We start from the raw sequence: 24593 nt of genomic DNA, 5'->3' as shown, positions 1-24593 counted from the left end.
AATGTGAATGAAATGTTTAACGGACTATTGTATATAATATTCAACTTAAATATTGATAACATAAGAACGTATTGTTTAATTTAAATTTAATGTATGAAAAGTAATCGTTTATTTTTACGAAGAAGAACACGTGGACTGTTATTCGCTACGTTATTATTTCTTTTAAGTAGCTGTACCATAGGGTATCACGAAGACGAATCTTTTGAGTCGGATGTGAAAAATGCTACACTGGAATCTCCCCAATTGGAGAATGTAAAAGTGGAACTTGATGCCACAGGAGAAAATGCAACTATTGAATGGCCTGTAGTGCATGGAGCAGAAGGTTATGAGTTTTCTTGGTATGTAGTTGATGATCCTGAAAATCCGATAGCTGTAGTTGAAGGAGAGTTTATCGATGGTTGTAGCGTTGAATTGGAAGTAGAAGAAGATACAAAATATAAATTCTTAATTAAAACCATTGGAAATAAACAGTTTAATAACAAAGATGCAGAAAAAGCCTGTGAAATAAGTTTTTCAACTTTACTTGAAACATATGCATCCATTCCTAGTGGAGTAGATTTGACTCAATGGTTTATTGATAATCCGCTTCCAGAGACTGATATGGAACCTAATGAAGATGGCACTTTAAAAGAGTTGGCATATGAATTAGAGGCTAACGGTGAATATACTATATCAGGTCCAATAGATTTTGGAGCACGTAAAGTTACAATTCGTGGAAATAAAATTAATCATTCGAAAATTACATTTGGTCAAAGTGGTAGAATATTAACACAGAATGGTTTGAAGATAAAGTTTATGGATTTCTATTGTAATGCAATGGAGAAAGGTTCTTCTGATGCTTCATTAATTGGATTAAGTAAGACTCCAAATGAACAATTAAAAGTATCTTCTGGAGAATACGTTATTAAAGATCCCATCGTTATTCAGTTTTGTAATGTATATGACCTTAATAGGCATTTATTATATGATTCAGGGAAAAAATATTGTGTGGAAAACTTTACAGTAAAAGCTTCTTTTATTAGATGTAATCAGTCTAATACGATTGTGTATTTTAATAAAGGTAGTTTTATTAATATAACATTTAAAGAGAGTACTCTTTGCAGTACTGTACAGAATGGAAGTTATTTTGCACAGGTAAATGGTAACAGACCTAACAAGATTACTGGATATTCAAATGGAACTTTTAATTTTTATAATTGTACAGTATACAATCTTGCTTATAGCAAAGACTTTACTAATTGGAATAGCTATAGAGGACAAGCATGCTTAACACTAAATTTCTCCAGAACTATTTTTGTAGATTGTGGTAAAGGAGATATGACGAATAAAATAATGGGTAATGCAAATATGTCTAGAAATTTTGAATATAATACTTATTGGTATAATGGTAGTCAAAGTAATGATAAATATGATACAAATACTCTTGATACAGATCCTGGCTTCATTAATGCTGCGAATGGTGATTTTACTGTAACTGGAGCAAGCCAGCTTGAAAAGAGAACTGGTGATCCACGGTGGCTTCCACTTGTTGAAGAGTAAGTAAAGTAGTATGATAATAAAAATTAAATGCAATGAATAAGAAAAATATTATTCTCAGTTTATTCATCGGTACACTGTTGACTTTTGTTATGCCATTGTGTGCCCAGAATCAGACAGTAACTGGACTTGTTGTAGATGTAAGTGGTGAACCGATAATAGGTGCTACTGTCATGGTGGTAAATGGGACAGTAGGTACAGTGACAGATATTGATGGGAAATTTAATATTAAGGTTGCTCCAAAAAGCAAATTGAAAGTTTCCTTTGTTGGATATACTTCACAAATTATATCTGATTTAAAAAATCCTAGGATTGTACTTTTAGAAGATCAACTGAAATTAGATGAAGTTGTAGTACTTGGTGATTATGGTTCTCAGAAATTACGTAATGCAACAGGTGCCATTGAAACGATTTCCACCGAAGAATTGAAAGATTTGTCAGTGGGTAGTTTGGGTGACGCGTTAGCTGGTAAAATAAATGGTTTACATGTATCACTTAGTGGTGGGCGCCCAGGTAGTACACCAAGCTTACAGATTCGTCAAAGTTCAGTGAATACTACCATTACTCCAAGTTCTGATTTAGGAGGTAATGCAAGCCCTACTCCACTATATGTTATTGATGGCTTTATTGCAGATGAAGGTGCTTTCAATAATTTAGATATAAATGAAGTAGAAAATGTGACTGTTTTAAAGGATGCTGCAGCGGCTGTATATGGAGCACGTGCTGCGTATGGTGTTGTGCTGGTTAAGACTAAACAAGGAAAAGTCGGTGCTCCCAAAATTTCTTATTCAGGACAGTTTGGTTATACAGATGCATTGATGTTACCTAAGATGCTAAATGCCTATGATTACGGTCGTATATACAATGCTGCTCGTGCTGCTAATACTGCTACTAAGGATCAAGAATCCGATGACTTGAGGGTACAACTTTTTCAATCTGATGAATTGGAGGCAATGAAGGGTATGAATTATAATTTATTAGATAAAGAATGGAGTGCGGCTTTGACGCAGCGTCATAGTGTCAACATTAGCGGGGGAACAGAAAAAGCAACTTATTTCGGTGGTGTTTCGTATTATCAGCAAGAAGGTAATATAGGGCGCTTGGACTATAATCGTTGGAACTATCGTGCTGGTGTAAATGCTAATATTTCAAAATGGATGAAAGCTTCTTTGCAGGTATCTGGTAATTATGGAGAGACAAATAAACCTAAAAATGTAAAAGGTGGTGGCTCTGATGGTGATTTTGAATCTTTAATGTTACATGTACCTTATGTGCCTGATCAAGTAAATGGATATTATATTTTTCATTCAGGTATGGAAAATATAACTAATCCAAGTGATCAGCAGAAGTATAATTTTGCAGCAGTACAGAATGCGTCAGATAATGTTGAGAATCAGAATCAGAATTTTTCTCTTAACGGTTCATTAGAGTATGATTTTGGTTGGAGTAAATACTTACGTGGTTTGAAGGTAAAAGCTTCTTATTCAAAAAATATAAGTACAGGGAAAACAAATACTATCGGTACAAAAATCGATGTATATCGCCTTATATCCCGTGGTGGCAGTGGTGGTCACCTTTATGTTGGTGACGAGATTGAATACAATGCTAATACATTGGGATTGTATGAGTTGAATAATGGCAACTCTTTGGGGCGTAGTATGAATCGCTCAGATAGTTATCAAATGAACTTAACAGTAAGCTATGCACGTCAGTTTGGTAAGCATTATGTCAGTGGTTTGTTCTCTATTGAAAAAGCAGAATCAGAATGGGAAGATTTGAATGGTAGTCTTACAGACCCATTACCTTTTACAGATGGCCAATCTAGTTCTGTGGATTCCAATGCAGAAGGTTTTGCTCAAACTGTGACGTTTAACCGCAGTGAGTCTGGTATGCTTTCTTATGTTGGTCGTGTGAATTATTCATATGATGATAAATATTTGTTTGAGTTTATGCTCCGTTCTGATGCCTCTGCCAAATTTGCTCCTCAGAATTATTGGGGAATGTTCCCTTCATGGTCTGCCGGCTGGGTTATTTCAGATGAAAAATGGTTTGATAAAGACAAGACAAAAATCGACTTTTTGAAGATACGTGGTTCGTTTGGTATTCTTGGTAAAGATAATGTGAATGCTTGGCTTTGGACTCAGCTTTACACCCGTAATCCAGACAAAGGACCGATCTTTGGAACTAATTCTAGTACAAATACAAGTGCTACGATTCGTATGCCGAAACAAGGAGTAAATCCTGATGTACATTGGGATAAGACTTATAAAACTAATTTTGGTATTGATATGGCCTTTTTGAAGAATCGAATGAGCGCTAATTTGGACTTCTATTATGATATGGGCCGTGAAATGTTTGCTTCACATCAAGGAACTTCTTATTATCCGAATACGGTAGGAATACAACCTGCTCCAGAAAACTTTGGTGAGGTAGATACATATGGTGTTGAATTGTCATTAGGATGGAAGGATAAAATTGGAAAAGACATGTCATATTGGGTAAAACTTACAACAGGATACAATGATAATAAAATCAGAGAGACAGGTTGGAAGGCTGCATATGATTTTGATAAATTAGTGAGAAATGAACGTTCTGATAGAGGACTATGGGGTTATGAATGTATAGGTATGTTCCGTAGTTATCAGGAAATTAATGAGTACTTTGATAAATATAGTATTACTAAATATTTAGGAAATACAAAAGAAAATGTACATCCTGGTATGCTGATTTATAAGGATGTACGTGGACAATATGATGAATCAACTGGAACTTTTGGTCCGGCAGATGGTATTGTTGATGAACAAGATTATATAAAAATTTCTCACCGTGCTAGTAATCCTTACGGTGGAACTTTAAATTTCGGTTTCTCTTATAAAGATTTTTCTATTAGTGCGCAGTTTGGTGCAAGTTGGGGAGCATATTCCTTAGTTCCTACAACTATGCGTAAAGAAAGTTACTCTGAATATAGTAATGTGTCGGCAATGTGGAAAGATATGTTTGTATATGAGGATATTTATGACGCTAATAATATAGTTACAGTAGCACAAAACAGAAATGCAAAATACCCGAATATTCGCTATAGTAGCGTAAATGGTGCACCCTCTACTTTTTGGAAAGTAAGTGCAGCAACAGTGCAACTTCGTAATATGACAGTAGCTTATGCATTGCCTAAAGAATGGCTAAAAATAATTGGCATTAGTAGTTGCCGTTTCAATCTTACTTGCCAAAATGTATTTAACTTCCTAAACCCTTATCCAGAAGGAGCATGGGCTTCTTGGGCGGGAAGCTATGGATATTATCCGAACTTACGTAAATTCACGTTAGGTGTTAATGTTTCATTTTAATAATTTGAATACAATGATGAAGAAAATAAATAAGTATGGTTCAATTGCATTACTGACCATAACAGCTGCCATCTTTACAGGTTGTAGTGATCAATTTTTGGAAGACAAAAAATTATATGGAAGTTTTAACGGTACGACTATTTATGAAAACTATGAGTCAGCTGATAACCGTATAGCTTACTTGTATTATATCATGCTGCCGAGTGCGACGGGTGGATCTGATCTGACTGGTTCTATGGGTGATATGCCAAGCACAGGAACAAGTGATCAATATTCGAAATGTACAGAAGAATATGGAGGGATATCAGGTTTGATGAATCCTAATTCTCCTCTAGATTATGAAACTGTTACTGATTATTTTAATCTAGATAACAATTATTCTCCTTGGGTGCGTATTCGTGAGTGTAATGATATGATCGAAGGAGTGATTGGCAGTGAAAGTTTAACTGAACGCCAAAAGCAGTTATTGTTGGGACAAGCATTTTTCTTCCGTGCATGGCGTTATTATTTAATGGTAATGATGTATGGTGGTGTACCTATTATTGATAATGTACAAAATCCTATAATTGGAGATAGTGAAGGTATTCATTTGGTAGTTCCACGCTCGTCTACAAAAGAATGTATTGATTTTATTTGCAAAGATTTGCAAACAGCTGCTGATTATCTGCCAGCACGTTGGGAGTCAGAAAATAAGAATTTTGGACGCATAACATCGGGGGCAGCATTGGCTTTAAAAGGTCGTGTGGAATTGTTATATGCCAGTCCGCTTTTTAATAGGGCGGATGATGTTACACGATGGGAAACTGCATATCAAACAAACTTAGCTGCTGTAAAAAAACTGGAAGAAGGTAATTTTGGATTGGCTTATGAAAACAATTCAGGAAAGAATGCAGCAGGTTGGGGAAAGATATTCTCCGATTATATTGGCTCAGAAGGTGGTGGAGGAACTGTTTCTGAGGCAGTATTAGTAACTTTATATAATAATGTATCACCAGCCGAGCACTTACAGCTTGAAAAATGGAATGGATGGGAACATTCTCTTCGCCCAGCTAATGCTGGAGGTGGGGGTGGTATGACTCCCACTGCAGAAATGGTTGATCTTTTTCCAATGGCGGATGGGAAGAAACCAAATGACATGAATGGATCTTATGATTATAATCAAGAACTTTTCTTTTTAAACCGCGATCCAAGATTTTATCGCACTTTTGCGTTCCCTGGTGTAGAATGGAAGTTTGATAGTGATGACTTGAAATCTTTTGGTGAAAAAGGTCAATTACCTTATGGCATTAATGGGTATACTACAGGGAATAATTACAAGTTGTGGAATTATTGTTGGTATGATAATGTAGATGATCGTAATAGTAACTCTAAGTCAGGCTATGCAGCTGATTGTCTAGGTACCAAAAATACGGGGATTTATTTGCGTAAGCGTACAGATGATTTAGCACTCAATTCTAATCCTTTATATATCTTTGAAAAGACTTCAGGTAATGGATTCAGACAGTCTGCTGCTCCATATATGGAAATACGTTTTGCCGAAGTATTATTGAATTATGCGGAGGCTGCTTGTGGGGCAAATCATTTTGACGAGGCAGTGAATGCTCTTAAACGAATTCGTAAGCGTGTAGGATATACAGATAATTGTGGATTAGATCCAGCTATTTTTAATGATCGTGCCAAACTATTTGAGGCTATACTTTATGAACGTCAAATAGAACTTGCTTATGAAGGTAAACGTTTCCACGATGTGCGACGTTGGATGTTATTTGATGGTGGAGTGGGCCAAGAAGCACTGAAATCGACTTGGAAACTTACAGGTTTTAATGGCAATACATGTAACTATTTAGGAGTTGAACCATTGAATGGTCAGAGAAGACATCGGATTGAGGTTTATGCAAAAAATTTTATTGCTGCTAAAAGTAATAATGTCTACAATGAAGATAAAACAATAAAAGAAACCTATGATGAATTATGGAATAAACGTCCGACAGCATTAAGTTTGACTGAAGATATAACTTGTACAGAATCAGCCGATGATGAAATAACATATGCAGATGCAAAGGTAAAGGCATTGGCTCAGTTTTATCAAGAACATTTTAAACGTAAAAATCTTAGTACTGACGGTAATGATGAAACTATTCTTCCAACATTTAAACCTTATTATTATATCTTAGGTTTTAAGAAGAATGCGATGCAAAACAATGTGTCATTAGAACAAAATATAGGATGGGGCGACTATTGGAGAGGTGGAGCTGATGGTACCTTTGATCCTTTGGCAGAGTGAATTCGTTTATCAAAATAATTACTTGATCTGAAGAATGTTCATTCTGAAATAAACCTAAGGACCATTTATCACTTTGATCTTTTGAAAAGAATATTAAGGAATAAGTGGTCCTTTTGTATTTAAAGTTAGAATAGAAAAATATATTATATTTTCTGATTACATATTTCCTTGTTTTGCGTCTTATTATTGTATTTTAGAATGATCAATCTCACAAAACCTAATAAAAATGAAGAAGAAACATGTACTTTTAGTAGCTTTTGCAGCTGCAATGTTGACTCCGACCGTTGTATGGGCACAATACCCGCAGATAACTGACGAAGCCAAAGCGAATTATACAAAGATGATGACCGAGGAACGGAAACGTTCTGATGAAGCATGGGAGAAAGCGTTACCTATAGTACTGAAAGAAGCAAAAGAAGGACGTCCTTATATCTCATGGGCTGGTCGTCCCTATGATTTGCCACAAGCTAGAATTCCCTCGTTTCCGGGTGCTGAAGGAGGTGGAATGTATAGTTTTGGTGGTCGTGGAGGTAAAGTAATTACGGTTACTAATCTGAATGATCGTGGTCCGGGTTCATTCCGCGAAGCTTGTGAGACAGGTGGTGCACGTATTATTGTATTCAATGTGGCTGGTATCATTCGTCTGGAATCTCCGATTATTGTTCGAGCACCTTACGTTACTATTGCCGGACAGACAGCACCGGGTGATGGTGTCTGCATTGCCGGAGAATCATTTTGGGTGGATACACACGACGTAGTTGTACGTCATATGAGATTCCGTCGTGGAGAAACAAAAGTATGGCATCGTGACGACTCTTTCGGTGGTAATCCGATTGGTAATATCATGATAGACCACTGTTCATGTACATGGGGACTGGACGAAAATATTTCTTTCTATCGTCATATGTACGATCCGAGTGAAGGCCAATATGAAAGCAAGGACTTGAAACTTCCGACAGTCAATGTGACTATTCAGAATACAATTTCTGCAAAAGCTCTGGATACCTATAATCATGCATTCGGTAGCACACTGGGAGGTGAGAACTGTGCATTTATGCGTAACCTTTGGGCCAGCAACTCTGGTCGCAATCCGTCTGTAGGCTGGAATGGAGTATTCAACTTCGTTAATAATGTAGTATTTAATTGGGTGCATCGTTCTTCTGATGGTGGCGATTATACCGCCATGTTCAATATGATCAATAACTATTATAAACCCGGTCCTGCTACTCCAAAGAATAATACGGTAGGCTGCCGTATTCTGAAACCGGAAGCCGGACGCAGTAAACTGAATTATAAGGTATACGGTCGCGTGTATGCTGATGGTAACGTTATGGAAGGCTATCCGGAAATCACGAAAGATAACTGGAATGGTGGTATCCAAATCGAGAGTCAGCCAAATACAGCCGGATATACTGAGAATATGCGGAGCTATGAGCCGTTTGCAATGCCTTATATCAAAATTACATCAGCTAATGATGCTTATGATTATGTGACAAAACATGTCGGTGCCAATATACCCTGCCGTGATATCGTGGACGAACGCATCATAGAAGAAGTAAAAACAGGTATTCCTTATTATGATAAGAAACTTGCGAAGGATGCTAATGGTGATCTTACAGGCCTGTCTCCTAAGTCAATGGGAGAGGACGGTCAGTTTAAATATCGTCGTTTACCCAAAGATTCTTATAAGATAGGTATCATTACTGATATTCGTCAGATGGGTGGTTTCCCCGAATACAAAGGGACTCCGTATGTAGATACTGATGGTGACGGTATGCCGGATGAATGGGAAATTGCTAATGGATTGAATCCGAATGATCCAAGTGATGCTAATAAAGATTGTACAGGTGATGGATATACGAATATTGAAAAGTATATCAATGGAATCAGTACAAAACACAAAGTAGACTGGAGAGATTTAAAAAATAACTACGATACATTGGCTGAGAAAGGAAAATTAATGTAATCTGCAACCGGTATCGGTATAAGATACCGGGACTGGGTTTCCTTTTGGCATATGGTATAAAAAATAAGATGAAATGAAAAAGATAGTTTTAATGTCTCTGTTGTTTCTTTGCGGTTGGATATCTGCTGGAGCAGTCGATTTGAACAAAGAGAATCGTGATCCGAAATATGTGGAGTCTATCGTCAACCGTTCGCAAAAGATTGTAGATAAACTCGGACTGACGGATGCAAAAGTGGCTGAAGATGTTTGTAATGTGATTGCCAATCGCTATTTCGAATTGAATGATATTTATGAAATACGGGATGCAAAGGTGAAGGCAGTCAAAGAATCGGGGTTGACCGGTGATGCGAAAAATGAAGCATTGAAGGCTGCTGAAAACGAAAAAGATGCGGCTTTGTACCGTTCTCATTTTGCCTTTCCGGCCAGCTTGTCTCTCTTCTTGAATGAAGAACAGATAGAAGCGGTGAAAGATGGAATGACTTATGGTGTGGTGAAAGTGACTTATGAAGCTACGCTTGATATGATTCCTTCTTTGAAAGAAGAAGAAAAGGTACAAATCTATGCCTGGTTGGTGGAAGCGCGTGAGTTTGCCATGGATGCGGAAAATTCAAATAAGAAACATGCGGCTTTCGGCAAGTACAAAGGACGTATCAACAATTATCTGGCCAAGAGGGGATATAATTTGACGAAAGAACGTGAAGAGTGGGCCAAACGTGTGAAAGCACGGGGAGGAACGCTGTAAAAGTATAGAATCCGGTAAAAAAAGGATTGGTAACCAATGAGATACTATAAAAAGAAGTGGAATTCTTTCCCATTATTAAATGGTTAGTTTGTTTGATGGAGGAAAAGGGTGGCTCGGAGAGTCGCCCTTTTTATCGTCTCTAAATTTTGATTCTGACGAATCTTCCAATCTATTTGAGTACAAATCCGGCTTTTCATCGTCTCTGTATAAAGGATATTAGTATAGTGTAAAAGAATCATAGAAATGGGAAAGTTAAGAAATACATTAGCTGCAATAAGCATCCTGCTTTTAGCTTCTTGTGGAGGGAATAAAGATTATTATATGTTCACTTCATTTCATGAGCCGGCTGATGAAGGTTTGAGATATCTGTATAGTGAAGACGGAATGCACTGGGACAGTATTCCCGGTGTTTGGCTGAAGCCGGAATTGGGACAACATCGCCTGATGCGCGACCCTTCCATGGTGCGTACGCCGGATGGTACTTATCATTTGGTATGGACCACCAGCTGGAAAGGGGATTTAGGCTTTGGTTATGCAAATTCCAAAGACTTGATTCACTGGTCGGAGCAACAAATGATTCCTGTAATGGCAGACGAACCGACCACTGTCAATGTATGGGCTCCGGAGATTTTTTATGATGACGAGAGCGAACAGTTTATGGTAGTATGGGCTTCATGTGTACCAGGTCGTTTTGAAAAGGGAATCGAAGAAGAAGAGAATAATCATCGTTTATACTACATCACTACAAAGGATTTTAAGACAGTATCCAAGGCGAAAGTATTATATGATCCCGGTTTCAGCTCGATTGACGCTGTCATTGTGAAGCGGGCAAAAAATGATTATGTAATGGTGCTCAAAGATAATACACGTCCCGAACGTAATCTGAAAATTGCTTTTTCTGACTCTCTGACAGGACCTTATTCGCCGTCATCACAACCATTTACCGAATCGTTTGTAGAGGGACCGACTGTCGAGAAATTAGGTGATGATTATCTGATCTATTTTGATGTTTATAAAAAGAAAATATACGGTGCCATGCGTACCCGTGATTTTAAGAACTTCACGGATATCACAGAAAGTGTGAGTGTGCCTGTCGGGCATAAACACGGAACCATCTTTAGAGCTTCAGAATCAGATGTTAAAACATTGCTGGAAGAAAGCAAGAAGAAATAAACTTAAACTAGATAAGTTGAATCCGGAATAAACTAAAACCTGAAATAAATCATGAACAACTCAACGAAGATTCTTCTTGTATTGGCTGCCGGATGGATGGCGACTACCATTCAGGCGCAGACTCCGCAGGACAGAATCCATTACACAGGAAAAGAATTATCGAATCCCACCTATCACGACGGACAATTGTCTCCGGTAGTGGGAGTGCATAATATTCAACTGGTGCGTGCCAACCGCGAGCATCCGGAAGCGTCGAACGGCAATGGATGGACTTACAACCATCAGCCTATGCTGGCTTACTGGAACGGTCAGTTTTATTATCAGTATCTGGCAGATCCGTCAGATGAACATGTACCACCTTCCCAAACGTTCCTCATGACCTCGAAAGACGGTTATCAATGGACAAATCCGGAAATAGTGTTTCCTCCTTACAAAGTGCCGGACGGATATACCAAAGAATCCCGTCCGGGTATGCAGGCAAAAGACTTGATTGCTATCATGCACCAGCGTGTAGGCTTTTATGTATCTAAGTCGGGCAGATTGATTACGATGGGAAATTACGGAGTAGCTTTGGATAAGAAAGATGATCCGAACGACGGAAACGGTATCGGTCGGGTAGTACGTGAGATAAAGAAGGACGGTTCGTTCGGACCGATTTATTTCATTTATTACAATCATGGATTTAACGAAAAGAATACCGATTATCCCTATTTTAAAAAGAGCAAAGACCGGGAATTCGTAAAGGCTTGCCAGGAAATACTGGATAATCCGCTTTATATGATGCAATGGGTAGAAGAAGCTGACCGTGAAGATCCGATCATTCCACTGAAAAAAGGATATAAAGCGTTCAACTGCTATACATTGCCCGATGGACGCATTGCGAGTCTTTGGAAACACGCTTTGACTTCGATCAGTGAAGATGGGGGACATACCTGGGCAGAACCTGTGCTTCGTGCAAAAGGATTTGTCAACAGTAATGCAAAAATCTGGGGACAACGTCTGAGCGATGGAACCTATGCTACGGTTTATAATCCGTCGGAATTCCGCTGGCCGTTGGCTATTTCGTTGAGTAAGGACGGATTGGAGTATACTACATTAAACTTGGTACATGGTGAAATTACTCCGATGCGCTATGGAGGAAATTACAAATCATATGGTCCTCAATATCCCCGTGGCATTCAGGAAGGAAACGGAGTGCCTGCAGATGGTGATTTATGGGTTTCATATAGCGTGAATAAAGAAGATATGTGGATTTCCCGCATTCCTGTTCCGGTACAGATTAATGCTTCTGCACACGCGGATGATGATTTTTCAAAGTCGGGATCAATAGCTGAGTTGACCAATTGGAATATTTATTCTCCGGTTTGGGCACCCGTTTCTTTAGAAGGAGAATGGTTGAAGCTACAAGATAAAGATCCCTTCGACTATGCGAAGGTAGAACGTAAGATTCCGGCTTCGAAAGAATTGAAAGTCTCATTTGATTTGTCGGCAGGACAGAATGATAAAGGTATACTTCAGATTGATTTCCTGGATGAGAACAGCATTGCCTGTTCACGATTGGAACTCACTCCGGACGGTATTTTCCGTATGAAAGGTGGTTCACGTTTTGCAAATATGATGAACTATGAAGCAGGAAAGACTTATCATGTAGAAGCTGTTCTTTCGACTGCCGATCGTAATATTCAAGTGTATGTGGATGGTAAGAGGGTAGGGCTGCGTATGTTCTATGCTCCGGTAGCAACGATTGAACGGATTGTTTTCCGTACCGGAGAAATGCGTACATTCCCGACTGTGGATACTCCTGCTGACCAAACCTATGATTTGCCCGATGCAGGCGGACAGGAACCATTGGCAGAATATCGTATAGCCAATGTGAAGACTTCGTCCACCGATAAGGACGCTTCTTCCGCTTTTTTGAAATATGCAGACTTTAGTCATTATGCAGAATCTTTCAATGGCATGGAAGATGAAAATATTGTTCAGGCTATTCCCAATGCCAAGGCTTCGGAATGGATGGAAGAAAATATCCCTTTGTTTGAATGCCCGCAGCGTAATTTTGAAGAAATGTATTATTATCGTTGGTGGTCATTGCGTAAGCATATCAAGGAGACTCCCGTCGGATATGGTATGACCGAGTTTCTGGTTCAGCGTTCTTATTCGGATAAGTATAACCTGATTGCCTGTGCTATCGGACATCATATTTATGAAAGTCGTTGGCTGCGTGATCCGAAATATCTGGATCAGATTATCCATACATGGTATCGTGGCAATGATGGAGGACCGATGAAGAAGATGGATAAGTTCAGTTCATGGAATGCAGATGCTGTACTGGCACGCTATATGGTGGATGGCGATAAAGATTTCATGCTGGATATGACGAAGGATCTGGAAACGGAATATCAGCGTTGGGAACGTACCAACCGTTTGAAGAACGGACTGTATTGGCAGGGTGATGTACAGGATGGCATGGAGGAATCCATCAGTGGCGGCCGAAATAAGAAATATGCCCGTCCGACGATTAACAGCTATATGTATGGTAATGCAAAAGCCCTTTCGATAATGGGAATCCTTTCCGGTGATGAAGGAATGGCTATGAGGTATGGTATGAGAGCGGATACATTAAAGAGTCTCGTAGAAAACGATTTATGGAATACACGCCATCAGTTCTTTGAAACGATGCGTACTGACTCTTCCGCCAATGTGCGCGAGGCAATCGGATATATTCCGTGGTATTTCAATTTACCGGATACAACAAAGAAATATGAAGTTGCCTGGAAAGAAATTATGGATGAGAAAGGATTTTCTGCTCCTTATGGATTGACTACGGCAGAACGCCGTCATCCGGAATTCCGCACACGCGGAGTCGGTAAATGTGAATGGGACGGGGCTATCTGGCCGTTTGCTTCTGCACAGACGTTAACTGCAATGGCTAATTTCATGAATAATTATCCTCAGACCGTTTTGTCTGACAGCGTATATTTCCGTCAGATGGAATTGTATGTAGAGTCGCAGTATCATCGTGGACGTCCATATATTGGCGAGTATCTGGACGAAGTAACCGGATATTGGCTGAAAGGCGATCAGGAGCGTAGTCGCTATTACAATCATTCTACTTTCAATGATTTGATGATTACCGGATTGATTGGACTTCGTCCGCGTCTGGATGATACGATAGAGATTAATCCGCTGATTCCGGCAGATAAATGGGATTGGTTCTGTCTGGATAATGTTTTATATCATGGTCATAATCTGACGATTCTTTGGGATAAGAATGGCGATCGTTATCATTGTGGAAAGGGATTGCGTATCTTTGTGAATGGAAAAGAAGCAGGACATGCAGATACGTTGACAAGACTTGTTTGCGAGAATGCATTAAAGTGATATATTTATAACAGATAAGAGACAGAGCAATAATGACTTTTAAGAAATATCTTCTTCTTCTACTTTGTCTGCCATGCTTCGTACAGGCAAAGAATATAACGATCAGCCGCCTTACCTGCGAAATGCAGGAAGGGCTGGTGGTCGTTGAAAGCTGTCCCCGTTTGGGATGGGCAATGGAATCACCGGAGAATGGCACGAGACAGACTGCTTATGAAATAGAGATTAGGGAGGCTTTTACCGGACGTTCCGTCTGGAATAGTGGAAAGGTTACTTCTTCACAGAGTCAGCTGGTTCCGACTGAAGGAGCGGATATATGTCTGAATAATCCATTTAATTATAGTTGGCGTGTGCGTGTCTGGGATGAGACGGATACTCCTTCCGAATGGAGTCAGGAAGCAAAATTCCGTTTGGCATCCGATGACCTTTCTTCAGGGAAATGGATCGGCGCCATCACTCGTAAGGATTCTCACCTTCCCGAAGGGCGAAAGTTTCATGGTGGCGAATTGAAGAAACCGGAGGTGAAAGCTGCTTGGGAAGCGGTAGATACTTTGGCAAAGAAAAGTATTTGCTTGCGAAGAACGTTTCAGACAGGAGAGGCAAAAGGGAAGAATGCGAATCGGAAATCCGGAAAGAAAATCGTGGAAGCTACTGCGTATGTTTGTGGCCTGGGATTCTATGAGTTTTCTCTGAATGGCAAAAAAATAGGAGATAGTGAATTTGCTCCGCTTTGGAGCGATTATGATAAGAGTGTTTATTATAATACATACGATGTAACGGAGCAGTTACAGGATGGTGAGAATGTTGTAGGAATCTTATTGGGGAATGGATTCTACAATGTACAGGGAGGGCGCTATCGCAAATTGCAGATTAGTTTTGGTCCTCCCACACTTTTATTTGAATTAGTAATCAATTATGAGGATGGAACACGCGAGACGATCCGTTCGGATCATGAGTGGAAATATGATCTGAGTCCGATAACCTTTAATTGTATTTATGGAGGGGAAGATTATGATGCCCGTCGCGAACAGAAAGGATGGAATCAAGTTGGTTTCAATGATAGTCATTGGCGTCCGGTAGTGGTTCAGGAAGCGCCGAAAGGAGTGCTCCGTTCGCAGATGGCACCTCCGGTGAAGATTATGGAACGGTATGATATTCAGAAAGTAACCAAGTTGAATTCAGAACAGGTGATGGCTGCTTCCAAATCTACCAAACGAACAGTAGACCCTTCTGCAGTTGTGTTGGATATGGGACAGAATCTGGCCGGTTTTCCGGAGATAACCGTACGTGGTAAACGAGGACAGAAAGTCACCTTGATAGTAGCGGAAGCATTGATGGATGAAGGAGCTTGTAATCAGCGTCAGACAGGGCGTCAGCATTATTATGAATATACACTGAAAGGTGAAGGTGACGAAATCTGGCATCCTCGTTTTTCATATTATGGTTTTCGGTACATTCAGGTAGAAGGTGCTGTATTGAAAGGGCAGAAAAATCCTCAGAAACTGCCTGTCCTTAAAAACATTCAATCCTGTTTTATCTATAATTCGGCAAAGAAAGTCTCTACATTCGAATCTTCCAACCGAATATTCAATGCAGCTCATCGATTGATTGAGAAGGCGGTTCGCAGTAATATGCAATCCGTATTTACTGATTGTCCGCATCGGGAGAAACTCGGATGGCTGGAACAGGTGCACCTTAATGGACCGGGACTGCTCTATAATTATGATCTGACAGCCTATGCTCCACAGATTATGCAGAATATGGCAGACGCCCAGCATCCGAATGGGGCAATGCCCACAACGGCTCCGGAGTATGTAGTCTTTGAAGGTCCCGGAATGGATGCTTTTGCCGAATCCCCGGAGTGGGGAGGTTCACTGGTTATTTTCCCGTTTATGTACTATGAAACTTACGGGGATGATTCTTTGATTAAGAAGTATTATCAGCATATGCGTCGTTACACTGACTATCTTAAGACTCGGGCAGATAACGGTATTCTTTCTTTCGGATTGGGTGACTGGTATGATTATGGAGATTTCCGCGCCGGATTCTCCCGTAATACACCTGTTCCGTTGGTGGCTACGGCACATTATTATATGACTGTCATGTATCTGATAAAGGCTGCCCGAATGGTAGGCAATGAATTTGACGTTCGTTATTACAGTTCATTGGCATACGATATAATGGTAGCGTTTAACAAACGGTTCCTGGATAGTAATACAGCACAATATGGTACAGGGAGTCAAGCTAGTAATGCACTTCCCATCTTCCTTCAGATGATTCAAAGTACAGGAGATAAAGGAGATTACACGCCGGATGCAAGTCTGGCTGCCAAAGTGTTGACGAATCTGATTAAAGATGTGGAATCGCACGGCAATCGTTTGACCACGGGAGATGTGGGAAACCGCTATCTGATTCAGACATTGGCACGTAATGGACAGCATGAGCTTATTTATAAGATGTTCAATCATGAAGAAGCTCCCGGATATGGCTTCCAGTTGAAGTTTGGTGCAACTACATTGACGGAGCAGTGGGACCCGCGTCAGGGTTCTTCATGGAATCATTTCATGATGGGACAGATTGATGAATGGTTCTTTAATTCATTGATTGGTATTCGTCCGTCTACAACATTATCAGCTTCTGTAAATGAAAAGGATGAGCCAATGCAAGGTTATCAGAAATTTGTCATTGCTCCGAAGCCGGTAGGAGACTTGAAATACGTTAAATCAACTTATGAGACTCTTTACGGTACGATTCTGGTAGACTGGACTCGTCAGAGCGGTACTTTTACTCTGAATGTATCTGTACCGGTGAATACCACTGCTATCGTTTATCTTCCGGGTGAAAAAGAACCGAAAGAAGTACAAAGCGGGACATATAAGTTTGTTGCTGCCGAATAAGATATAAAAAAGAAGAACTATTTAATAATATAGAATATGAATTTACGAATCACTCTTTTGGCTTTTCTTTGCCTTTGCGCAACAGCGATCCTTCGTGCCGAACGCGTTGATATGTTGAAAGCGGGTGCAAAAGCAAATGGGAAAGCTCTCAATACAAAGCTGATAAATTCAACGATTGACCGTTTGAATCGTGGAGGCGGAGGTACGCTCTTTTTTCCTGCCGGAACGTATCTGACGGGAAGTATCCATCTGAAAAGTAACATTACACTGGAACTGGAAGCCGGAGCTACCCTGCTTTTTTCAGACAACTTTGATGATTATCTTCCTTTTGTAGAAGTACGTCACGAAGGAGTCATGATGAAAAGTTTCCAGCCGTTAATCTATGCGGTTGATGCGGAAAATATTACTATTAAGGGAGAAGGTACACTGGATGGTCAAGGTAAGAAGTGGTGGATGGAGTTCTTTCGTGTAATGATTGACCTAAAAGATAATGGTATGCGTGATATTAATAAATATCAGCCGATGTGGGATGCTCAGAATGATACGACTGCCATCTATGCAGAGACGAATAAAGATTATGTCAGCACTTTGCAGCGTCGTTTTTTCCGCCCTCCGTTCATTCAGCCTGTTCGTTGCAAGAAGGTGAAGATTGAAGGAGTGAAAATTGTCAATTCTCCTTTCTGGACTGTTAATCCGGAGTTTTGTGATAATGTGACCATCAAAGGGATCACAATAAATAATGTCCCTTCTCCCAACACGGATGGAATCAATCCTGAATCCTGCCGGAATGTACATATCAGTGATTGCCATATTTCTGTAGGCGATGACTGCATTACGATTAAATCCGGAAGAGACGCACAAGCCCGCCGCTTGGGAGTACCGTGTGAGAATATTACTATTACCAATTGTACGATGCTTTCCGGTCATGGTGGTGTAGTGATCGGCAGTGAAATGAGTGGTAGTGTGCGTAAGGTCACGATCTCTAACTGTGTATTTGACGGAACCGATCGTGGTATCCGCATCAAGTCAACCCGTGGAAGGGGAGGAGTCGTAGAGGATATCCGTGTCAGTAATATCGTAATGAGTAACATCAAGCAGGAGGCTGTCGTCTTGAATCTGAAATACAGCCAAATGCCTGCAGAAGCAAAGAGTGAGCGTACTCCGATATTTCGTAATGTTCATATCAGCGGTATGACTGTGACGGATGTAAAGACTCCGATTAAAATAGTAGGACTGGAAGAAGCTCCGATTTCTGACATTGTATTGCGTGACATCCATATTCAGGGAGCCAGACAGAAGTGTATCTTTGAAGATTGTGAACGTATCACTATGGATGACGTAATTATTAACGGTGAAGAAATGAAACTGAAATAAACCTCTTGGGAGGTTACATCTTTATAAATATAAGAAAATGAAACGAATCCTTTTCTCATTGCTTCTCGCTGCATCTCTTTCGGCAGAAGCACAGACGCAGACATACGAGACGGAATTTGCCCGTCCCTTGAATGAAGTATTGACAGATATTCAAAATCGTTTCGGAATCCGTCTGAAATATGATATCGATACGGTAGGGAAGATTTTGCCTTATGCTGATTTCCGTATTCGCCCTTATTCTGTAGAAGAATCTTTGACGAATGTATTGTCACCATTCGATTATAAATTTGTCAGACAGAGCGGTAATCTATATAAGTTGAAGGCTTATGAATATCCTCGTCGTACAGATGCTGACGGAGAAAAAATGCTGGCTTATCTCAATACGCTTTATGCGGATAAGCAGGCTTTTGAACTTCGTGCCGATTCACTGAGAAAAGAGGTCCGTCAACGTTTGGGGATCGATACTTTATTGGCTCAATGTGTAAACTCAACCCCCATTCTATCGAAAATACGGAAGTTTGATGGCTATACTGTGCAGAATTTCGCACTTGAAACACTTCCGGGACTGTATGTTTGCGGGTCTGTTTATACGCCTCAATCGAAAGGGAAACACGCTCTGATTATTTGTCCGAACGGACATTTTGGTGGCGGTCGTTATCGGGAAGATCAGCAGCAGCGTATGGGTACATTAGCTCGTATGGGAGCTGTTTGTGTCGATTATGATTTGTTTGGCTGGGGAGAATCAATTCTCCAGGTGGGAAGTACGGCGCATCGCAGTAGTGCGGCACATACTATTCAGGCAATGAATGGATTGTTGATTCTCGATTATATGCTCGCTTCCCGTAAAGATATCGATACCAAGCGTATTGGTGCCAACGGTGGTTCCGGTGGTGGAACGCATACTGTACTACTGACAACGTTGGATGACCGTTTTACTGCTTCTGCCCCGGTGGTTAGTCTGGCTTCTCATTTCGATGGCGGTTGTCCTTGTGAAAGCGGTATGCCTATTCAGTTATCGGCAGGAGGTACTTGTAATGCTGAACTGGCTGCAACATTCGCTCCCCGTCCGCAATTAGTGGTTTCTGATGGCGGGGACTGGACAGCAAGTGTTCCTGCACTTGAATTTCCGTATTTGCAGCGTATCTATGGATTCTATGATGCGAAAGACAACGTGACGAACGTTCATCTTCCCAAAGAAAAACATGATTTCGGTCCGAATAAAAGAAATGCAGTCTATGATTTCTTTGCCGAAGTCTTCGATTTAGATAAAAAGATGTTGGATGAGAGTAAAGTAACTATCGAACCGGAGTCTGCCATGTACAGCTTTGGAGAGAAAGGGGAGCTACTACCGGAAAATGCAATTCGTTCGTTCGACAAGGTGGCTGCTTATTTTGATAAGAAGGCTTTTGCCAAATTGAAATCGGATGCTTCTCTTGAAAAGAAAGCAATGGAATGGGTAGCTTCACTCAATCTGGATGATGAAAAGAAATCAGGTTTTGCGGTGACGACTATTTATAATCATCTTCGCCAGGTTCGAGACTGGCATAATGATCATCCATACACGACAATACCTGCGGGTATCAATCCTACAACGGGCAAACCGTTAACTCAGCTCGAACGTGAGATAATAGCAGACTCAGCTATGCCCAAGGAGGTTCATGAAAGACTGATGAAAGGGCTGCGCAGAGTACTGACGGAAGAACAAGTTGAGCAGATTTTAGATAAATATACAGTTGGCAAAGTCGCTTTTACCATGAAAGGGTATCAGGAGATTGTTCCTGATATGACGGAGGAAGAAACAGCCTTTATACTTGAACAGCTGAAACTGGCTCGCGAACAAGCTGTTGATTACAAAAGCATGAAACAGATATCTGCTATCTTTAAAGCTTATAAAACGAAGATCGAACTGTATTTCTATGAACATGGCCGTAACTGGCGCCAAATGTATAAAGACTATGCAGAAAAGCGAAAGGCGGAAAAAGCAAAAGAAGGGAAATAGAGAATCAAAGATCCTTTTTTATTAATGCGTACTATAAGCAGCAATACCTCTGACATAGAGAGGATTGCTGCTTTTTGCTTCATTTACTTCTAGAATAATAGAGCTGGTCGGACATCTTTTATTGCAGAAAATGTGTTATATTGTGGACAGCTAATAAAAACGTATATTATATGGATAAGCAAAAAGTAGCATTAGTCCTTTCTATGGGTGGCGCACGTGGTATTGCGCATATTGGAGTCATTGAAGAATTGTTACGTCATAATTTCGAGATAACTTCTATTGCCGGAAGCTCGATGGGAGCGATGGTAGGCGCAATGTATGCTTCGGGAAAACTGGAGGAATGTAAAGAATGGCTCTATAGCTGGGATAAACGTAAGATGTGGGAACTGGCGGATCTGACATTAAGTCGGGACGGCTTGGTGAAGGGGGATCGTTTTATCAAAGAACTGAAGCAGATTATTCCCGTTATGAATATTGAAGATTTGCCTATACCATACGTGGCAATGGCTACTGATATTGTTTGCGATCAGGAAGTGAGGTTCGATAGTGGTAATTTGTATGATGCTATTCGTGCTACTATTTCTATACCGATGCTCTTCCGGCCTTTACGGAAAGATGGTATGGTTCTGATTGACGGAGGAATACTGAATCCCCTTCCGCTGAATCAGGTGCATCGTACGGAAGGGGATATTCTGATAGCAGTCGATGTCAATGCTCCGATTGATTGCGGTAAGAAAAAGAAAATGAGTCCTTATAACTTGTTGACAGAATCTTCAAGAATGATGATGCAGCAAATTACCCGTTATCAGGTAGAACGTTGTCAGCCGGATATCTTAATTCAGATGTCCGGCAATGCTTATGATATGCTGGAGTTCCATCATGCAGCTTCTATTGTGGAGACGGGAATAGAGATTACCCGGGATGCGTTGAATACAGAACTTTATTCCGTATAAATCATTTTTTTCGTCATACCTCCGTCAATGGTTATATTCTCACCGTTGATAAAATCATTCTCATCCCGGCAGAGAAATAAACACATACGGGCAATATCTTCCGGTTTGCCCACTCGTCGGGAAGGATGCTGAGAATGGTCTTCCGGTCGGAGTTGATCATAATTTTGTGTTTGTATCCATCCCGGAGCAATGGAGTTTACTGTGATATTCCATTCGGATAATGATAAAGCTAATGCATGAGTCAGAGAATAGATACCACCTTTGGAAGCTGCATAACCTTCACTTCCCGGTTCACTCATCAAATAACGTGTTGAGCAGATATTAATGATTCTTCCATAAGGATTAGAATCAGACTGTGCCTTACGATGAATGGCAAGTAACCGTGAAGTAATAAATACAGGACGAAGATTGACGGAAAGAATCTTGTCGAAATCTTCGACACTTGTTTCTGTAATGGAAGAAAATTTGCTGATACCGACATTGTTGATGACGATGTCAATGTCCTTCCATTCATCCAATATCTGTTGCATACAGCTTTCAAGTGCTTCTTTATCACTAACGTCAACAGGATGAAATATGGCTCCGGTATCTCTTGCCGTTTGTTGACCGGACACAGCATTAATGTCACAGAAGGCTACTTGATGTCCGTCTTTACAGAATGCTTCTACTATTGCTCTCCCTATGCCTTCCGCTCCGCCTGTCACGAATATTCTTTTTTTCAGGCTGTCCGACTTTGAAACAATTTCACCTGCTACCTCCGTTTTGACTTGACTGCTGGTAGTCGTTTTCTTTTTCCCATATTTCTGTGCCTGTTTCCAAGCTGCTTTTCTGGCCTCGTATTGCTCTTGTTGTCTTTCTATATAATTATCTGCCATGAATTCTTCATTTTTAAATCTGAGGAACAAAAATACTATATTTATTCGAAAAGGCAAAATTAGTCAGAAGCCATTATGATGACTATTGAAAATCAGTATTTTGTTTGAAACCCCAGCAGTTTTAACCCTAAAAACTAACTATAATAATATCCTTGCTTAGGGGGTATATTTTGAATAAGTAATCTCCAAATAATCTATAAGATTAATATCATCATTATCATTGGTCATGAGTTTGATGATTTTATAACGCCGGATTTCTGAGGAAATACACCTTATAATAATCTGTTCCTTTTATAAATATTATCCAAAGATTTCTATTGACAAGTAATTAAAATATAAGTCTTTGGGCTTTTACTTGTATATAGTGTTGAAAAATGTTAAACCATTAGTGGCTATGAATAATGGTAAACGTCTTAAAAACAGTTCTAGCTTTTTAGTATCGAGAGGAATTTCATATTAGTAGGAAATGCTCTTTATAATGACCATGCAAAGAGCGTATCGGATAAGAATTCTATCCGTGTCATCTTGACTTTTTAATAATATATAGAAAAATGAGTATGAAAAAGAATTTGAAGTATTTGTTGTTGCTCTCGTTATTATCCTTCATGGCTTGCAATGGTGATGAAAAAATAGATTCGGGTATGGTGCAGCAAGACGGTGAAGTATTGCAACTGAACGTTCGTGTTGGTGACTTTGCTATCAACGATGTTTCCAGTATTCGTGCTACGGATAGCGGAAGTACGGGTACTTTCGAAAATGGTGATCGTATCGGCATCATTGTGCTGGATGCAGATAATAATGTACTATCCGACAACATACCTTATCGATATGATGGTAACATTTGGAGCTTCGACAGCAATAACGATGAAGGAAAAACAACCATTTACTACGACAATAAAGCCACCGTTTACCTTGCCTACTTTCCGTATAGTAAGGAAGTGGATAACGTGATTAACATAGATGATCTAAAAGGTAAATTCTTACCGCAGGGTGACCAACGCAGCAAAGATGCCTACCGTGCTTCCGATTTGTTGGTATGGAGTGACACGAGTGGTAGACCGTTAAAGAAATTGGATATAGTATTTGAACATGCTTATTCCTTACTTTCGTTGTCTCCTTCCATAAAATGCAAAATTAATGGAAGGAGAGACTTTACTTATGTTCCTTCTTCGATTAGTGATGTGAGTTTCAATGTCGGAACAGAGCCTCTTTTCCCTTACCAAATGAATGATGGCAGTTACCAAATAATTATTTCTCCGAAAAGGGCAAAGGTTCGTTGGCTTTATGAATATAACAAAGAGATGTATAGTGGTGCGATGCCTGATACAGATTTATCTGCTAATACCTGTTATACATTCACTCCGGTTTTAAAAGATATAGGTGATTATACATTGGATAAAGCTCAAATGGGCGATTTTTATTGCAAGGATGAAAGTAATAACGGCTATTTGATTCCCGGTGATGTTACTGCTCTTTCCGCAGATATGAACTGCTTGGGTATCGTTTTGAAGTCAGGTAAAGACAGTGAAGGCGAATGGGTAGACTACTGTAAATATAAACAGAAATATGGTATAACAGAGATGCATACCGTACATGGTTACGTTCTTGCGCTTTATGATGCCAATGGAGGAAATGCTTGTACATGGGGGCTTTGGAGCCTAACTGATATAAACAGAGGTGAGCCGAGCACCGGTTTCTATGGCTATAAGAATACACAGGGGATCATCTCGTTTGCGGAAAACGAGAATCGAACTTTAAAGAATGGATTTCCCCCTGTCTATTGGGTAACGGATTATGAGTATAGCCATCCCGCTCCTGCAAACAGCAGTGGTTGGTTTTTACCCTCGCTAGGTCAATGCTGGTATTGGATGTACAATAAAGCTTATCTTTTATCCGCTGTCAATAAAGCTACCGGGGATAATGACTATGGGTGGAAATTGGGGTATTGGTCGAGTTCGGAGGACGACTACGATCCGTTTCTCAACGCATACTATGCCGACACCTACGTCGGCGCCATGGATTGGGATTATAAGAACAGTAAACATTGCGTCCGTGCGTGTCTTGCTTTTTGA

General features: G+C 40.1%; 13 protein-coding genes. 12 read left to right on the top strand and 1 reads right to left on the bottom strand.

The genetic code is table 11. The features are described 5' to 3' along the window. The first annotated feature begins 93 nt into the window (after positions 1–93). From BT_RS05165 to BT_RS05115, 11 genes are all read left to right on the top strand, one after another. Positions 94–1539, top strand: a complete 1446-nt coding sequence (locus tag BT_RS05165) for a DUF4992 family lipoprotein (RefSeq protein ID WP_008765814.1) — start codon at positions 94–96, stop codon at positions 1537–1539. Positions 1540–1571: 32 nt separating this feature from the next. Next, positions 1572–4880, top strand: coding sequence for a SusC/RagA family TonB-linked outer membrane protein (locus BT_RS05160; RefSeq protein WP_008761665.1), 3309 nt, complete (start codon positions 1572–1574; stop codon positions 4878–4880). A 16-nt stretch (positions 4881–4896) separates the two neighbouring features. Then, on the top strand, positions 4897–7164 hold the full coding sequence (locus BT_RS05155) for a RagB/SusD family nutrient uptake outer membrane protein (RefSeq protein WP_008765813.1): 2268 nt from the start codon (positions 4897–4899) through the stop codon (positions 7162–7164). 226 nt (positions 7165–7390) lie between these two features. After that, positions 7391–9130: a thrombospondin type 3 repeat-containing protein gene (locus tag BT_RS05150; RefSeq protein WP_008765812.1), complete on the top strand. Its 1740-nt coding sequence runs from the start codon at positions 7391–7393 to the stop codon at positions 9128–9130. 73 nt (positions 9131–9203) lie between these two features. Further along, entirely contained in the window at positions 9204–9872 is a 669-nt protein-coding gene (locus BT_RS05145; protein ID WP_008765811.1) for a DUF3826 domain-containing protein, read from the top strand. A gap of 243 nt (positions 9873–10115) precedes the next feature. Beyond that, positions 10116–11045: a glycoside hydrolase family 43 protein gene (locus tag BT_RS05140; protein ID WP_055217731.1), complete on the top strand. Its 930-nt coding sequence runs from the start codon at positions 10116–10118 to the stop codon at positions 11043–11045. A gap of 51 nt (positions 11046–11096) precedes the next feature. After that, positions 11097–14426 carry an MGH1-like glycoside hydrolase domain-containing protein gene (locus BT_RS05135; protein ID WP_008765809.1) on the top strand — a complete coding sequence of 1110 codons (3330 nt, stop codon included), beginning with the start codon at positions 11097–11099 and terminating at the stop codon, positions 14424–14426. A gap of 32 nt (positions 14427–14458) precedes the next feature. Next, positions 14459–17320, top strand: coding sequence for a glycoside hydrolase family 78 protein (locus BT_RS05130; RefSeq protein WP_008765808.1), 2862 nt, complete (start codon positions 14459–14461; stop codon positions 17318–17320). 36 nt (positions 17321–17356) lie between these two features. Then, entirely contained in the window at positions 17357–18694 is a 1338-nt protein-coding gene (locus BT_RS05125; RefSeq protein WP_011107578.1) for a glycoside hydrolase family 28 protein, read from the top strand. Positions 18695–18731: 37 nt separating this feature from the next. Continuing rightward, positions 18732–20693, top strand: a complete 1962-nt coding sequence (locus BT_RS05120) for a 6-O-methylesterase (RefSeq protein WP_011107577.1) — start codon at positions 18732–18734, stop codon at positions 20691–20693. Positions 20694–20863: 170 nt separating this feature from the next. Beyond that, a complete protein-coding gene (locus tag BT_RS05115; protein ID WP_011107576.1) occupies positions 20864–21646 on the top strand; it encodes a patatin-like phospholipase family protein in 783 nt (260 codons plus the stop codon). Here BT_RS05115 and BT_RS05110 read toward each other — a convergent pair. Beyond that, complete coding sequence (locus BT_RS05110; protein ID WP_011107575.1) at positions 21634–22521, bottom strand: SDR family NAD(P)-dependent oxidoreductase; 888 nt, start codon at positions 22519–22521, stop codon at positions 21634–21636. The genes BT_RS05115 and BT_RS05110 overlap by 13 nt on opposite strands. A gap of 557 nt (positions 22522–23078) precedes the next feature. On the opposite strand from BT_RS05110, the gene BT_RS05105 reads away from it, so the two are divergent. Next, on the top strand, positions 23079–24593 hold the full coding sequence (locus tag BT_RS05105) for a fimbrillin family protein (RefSeq protein ID WP_224200378.1): 1515 nt from the start codon (positions 23079–23081) through the stop codon (positions 24591–24593).

It is taken from the genome of Bacteroides thetaiotaomicron VPI-5482 (genome assembly GCF_000011065.1).
Classification (GTDB): Bacteria; Bacteroidota; Bacteroidia; order Bacteroidales; family Bacteroidaceae; genus Bacteroides; species Bacteroides thetaiotaomicron.
This window is presented reverse-complemented; position numbering and strand designations above follow the sequence as displayed.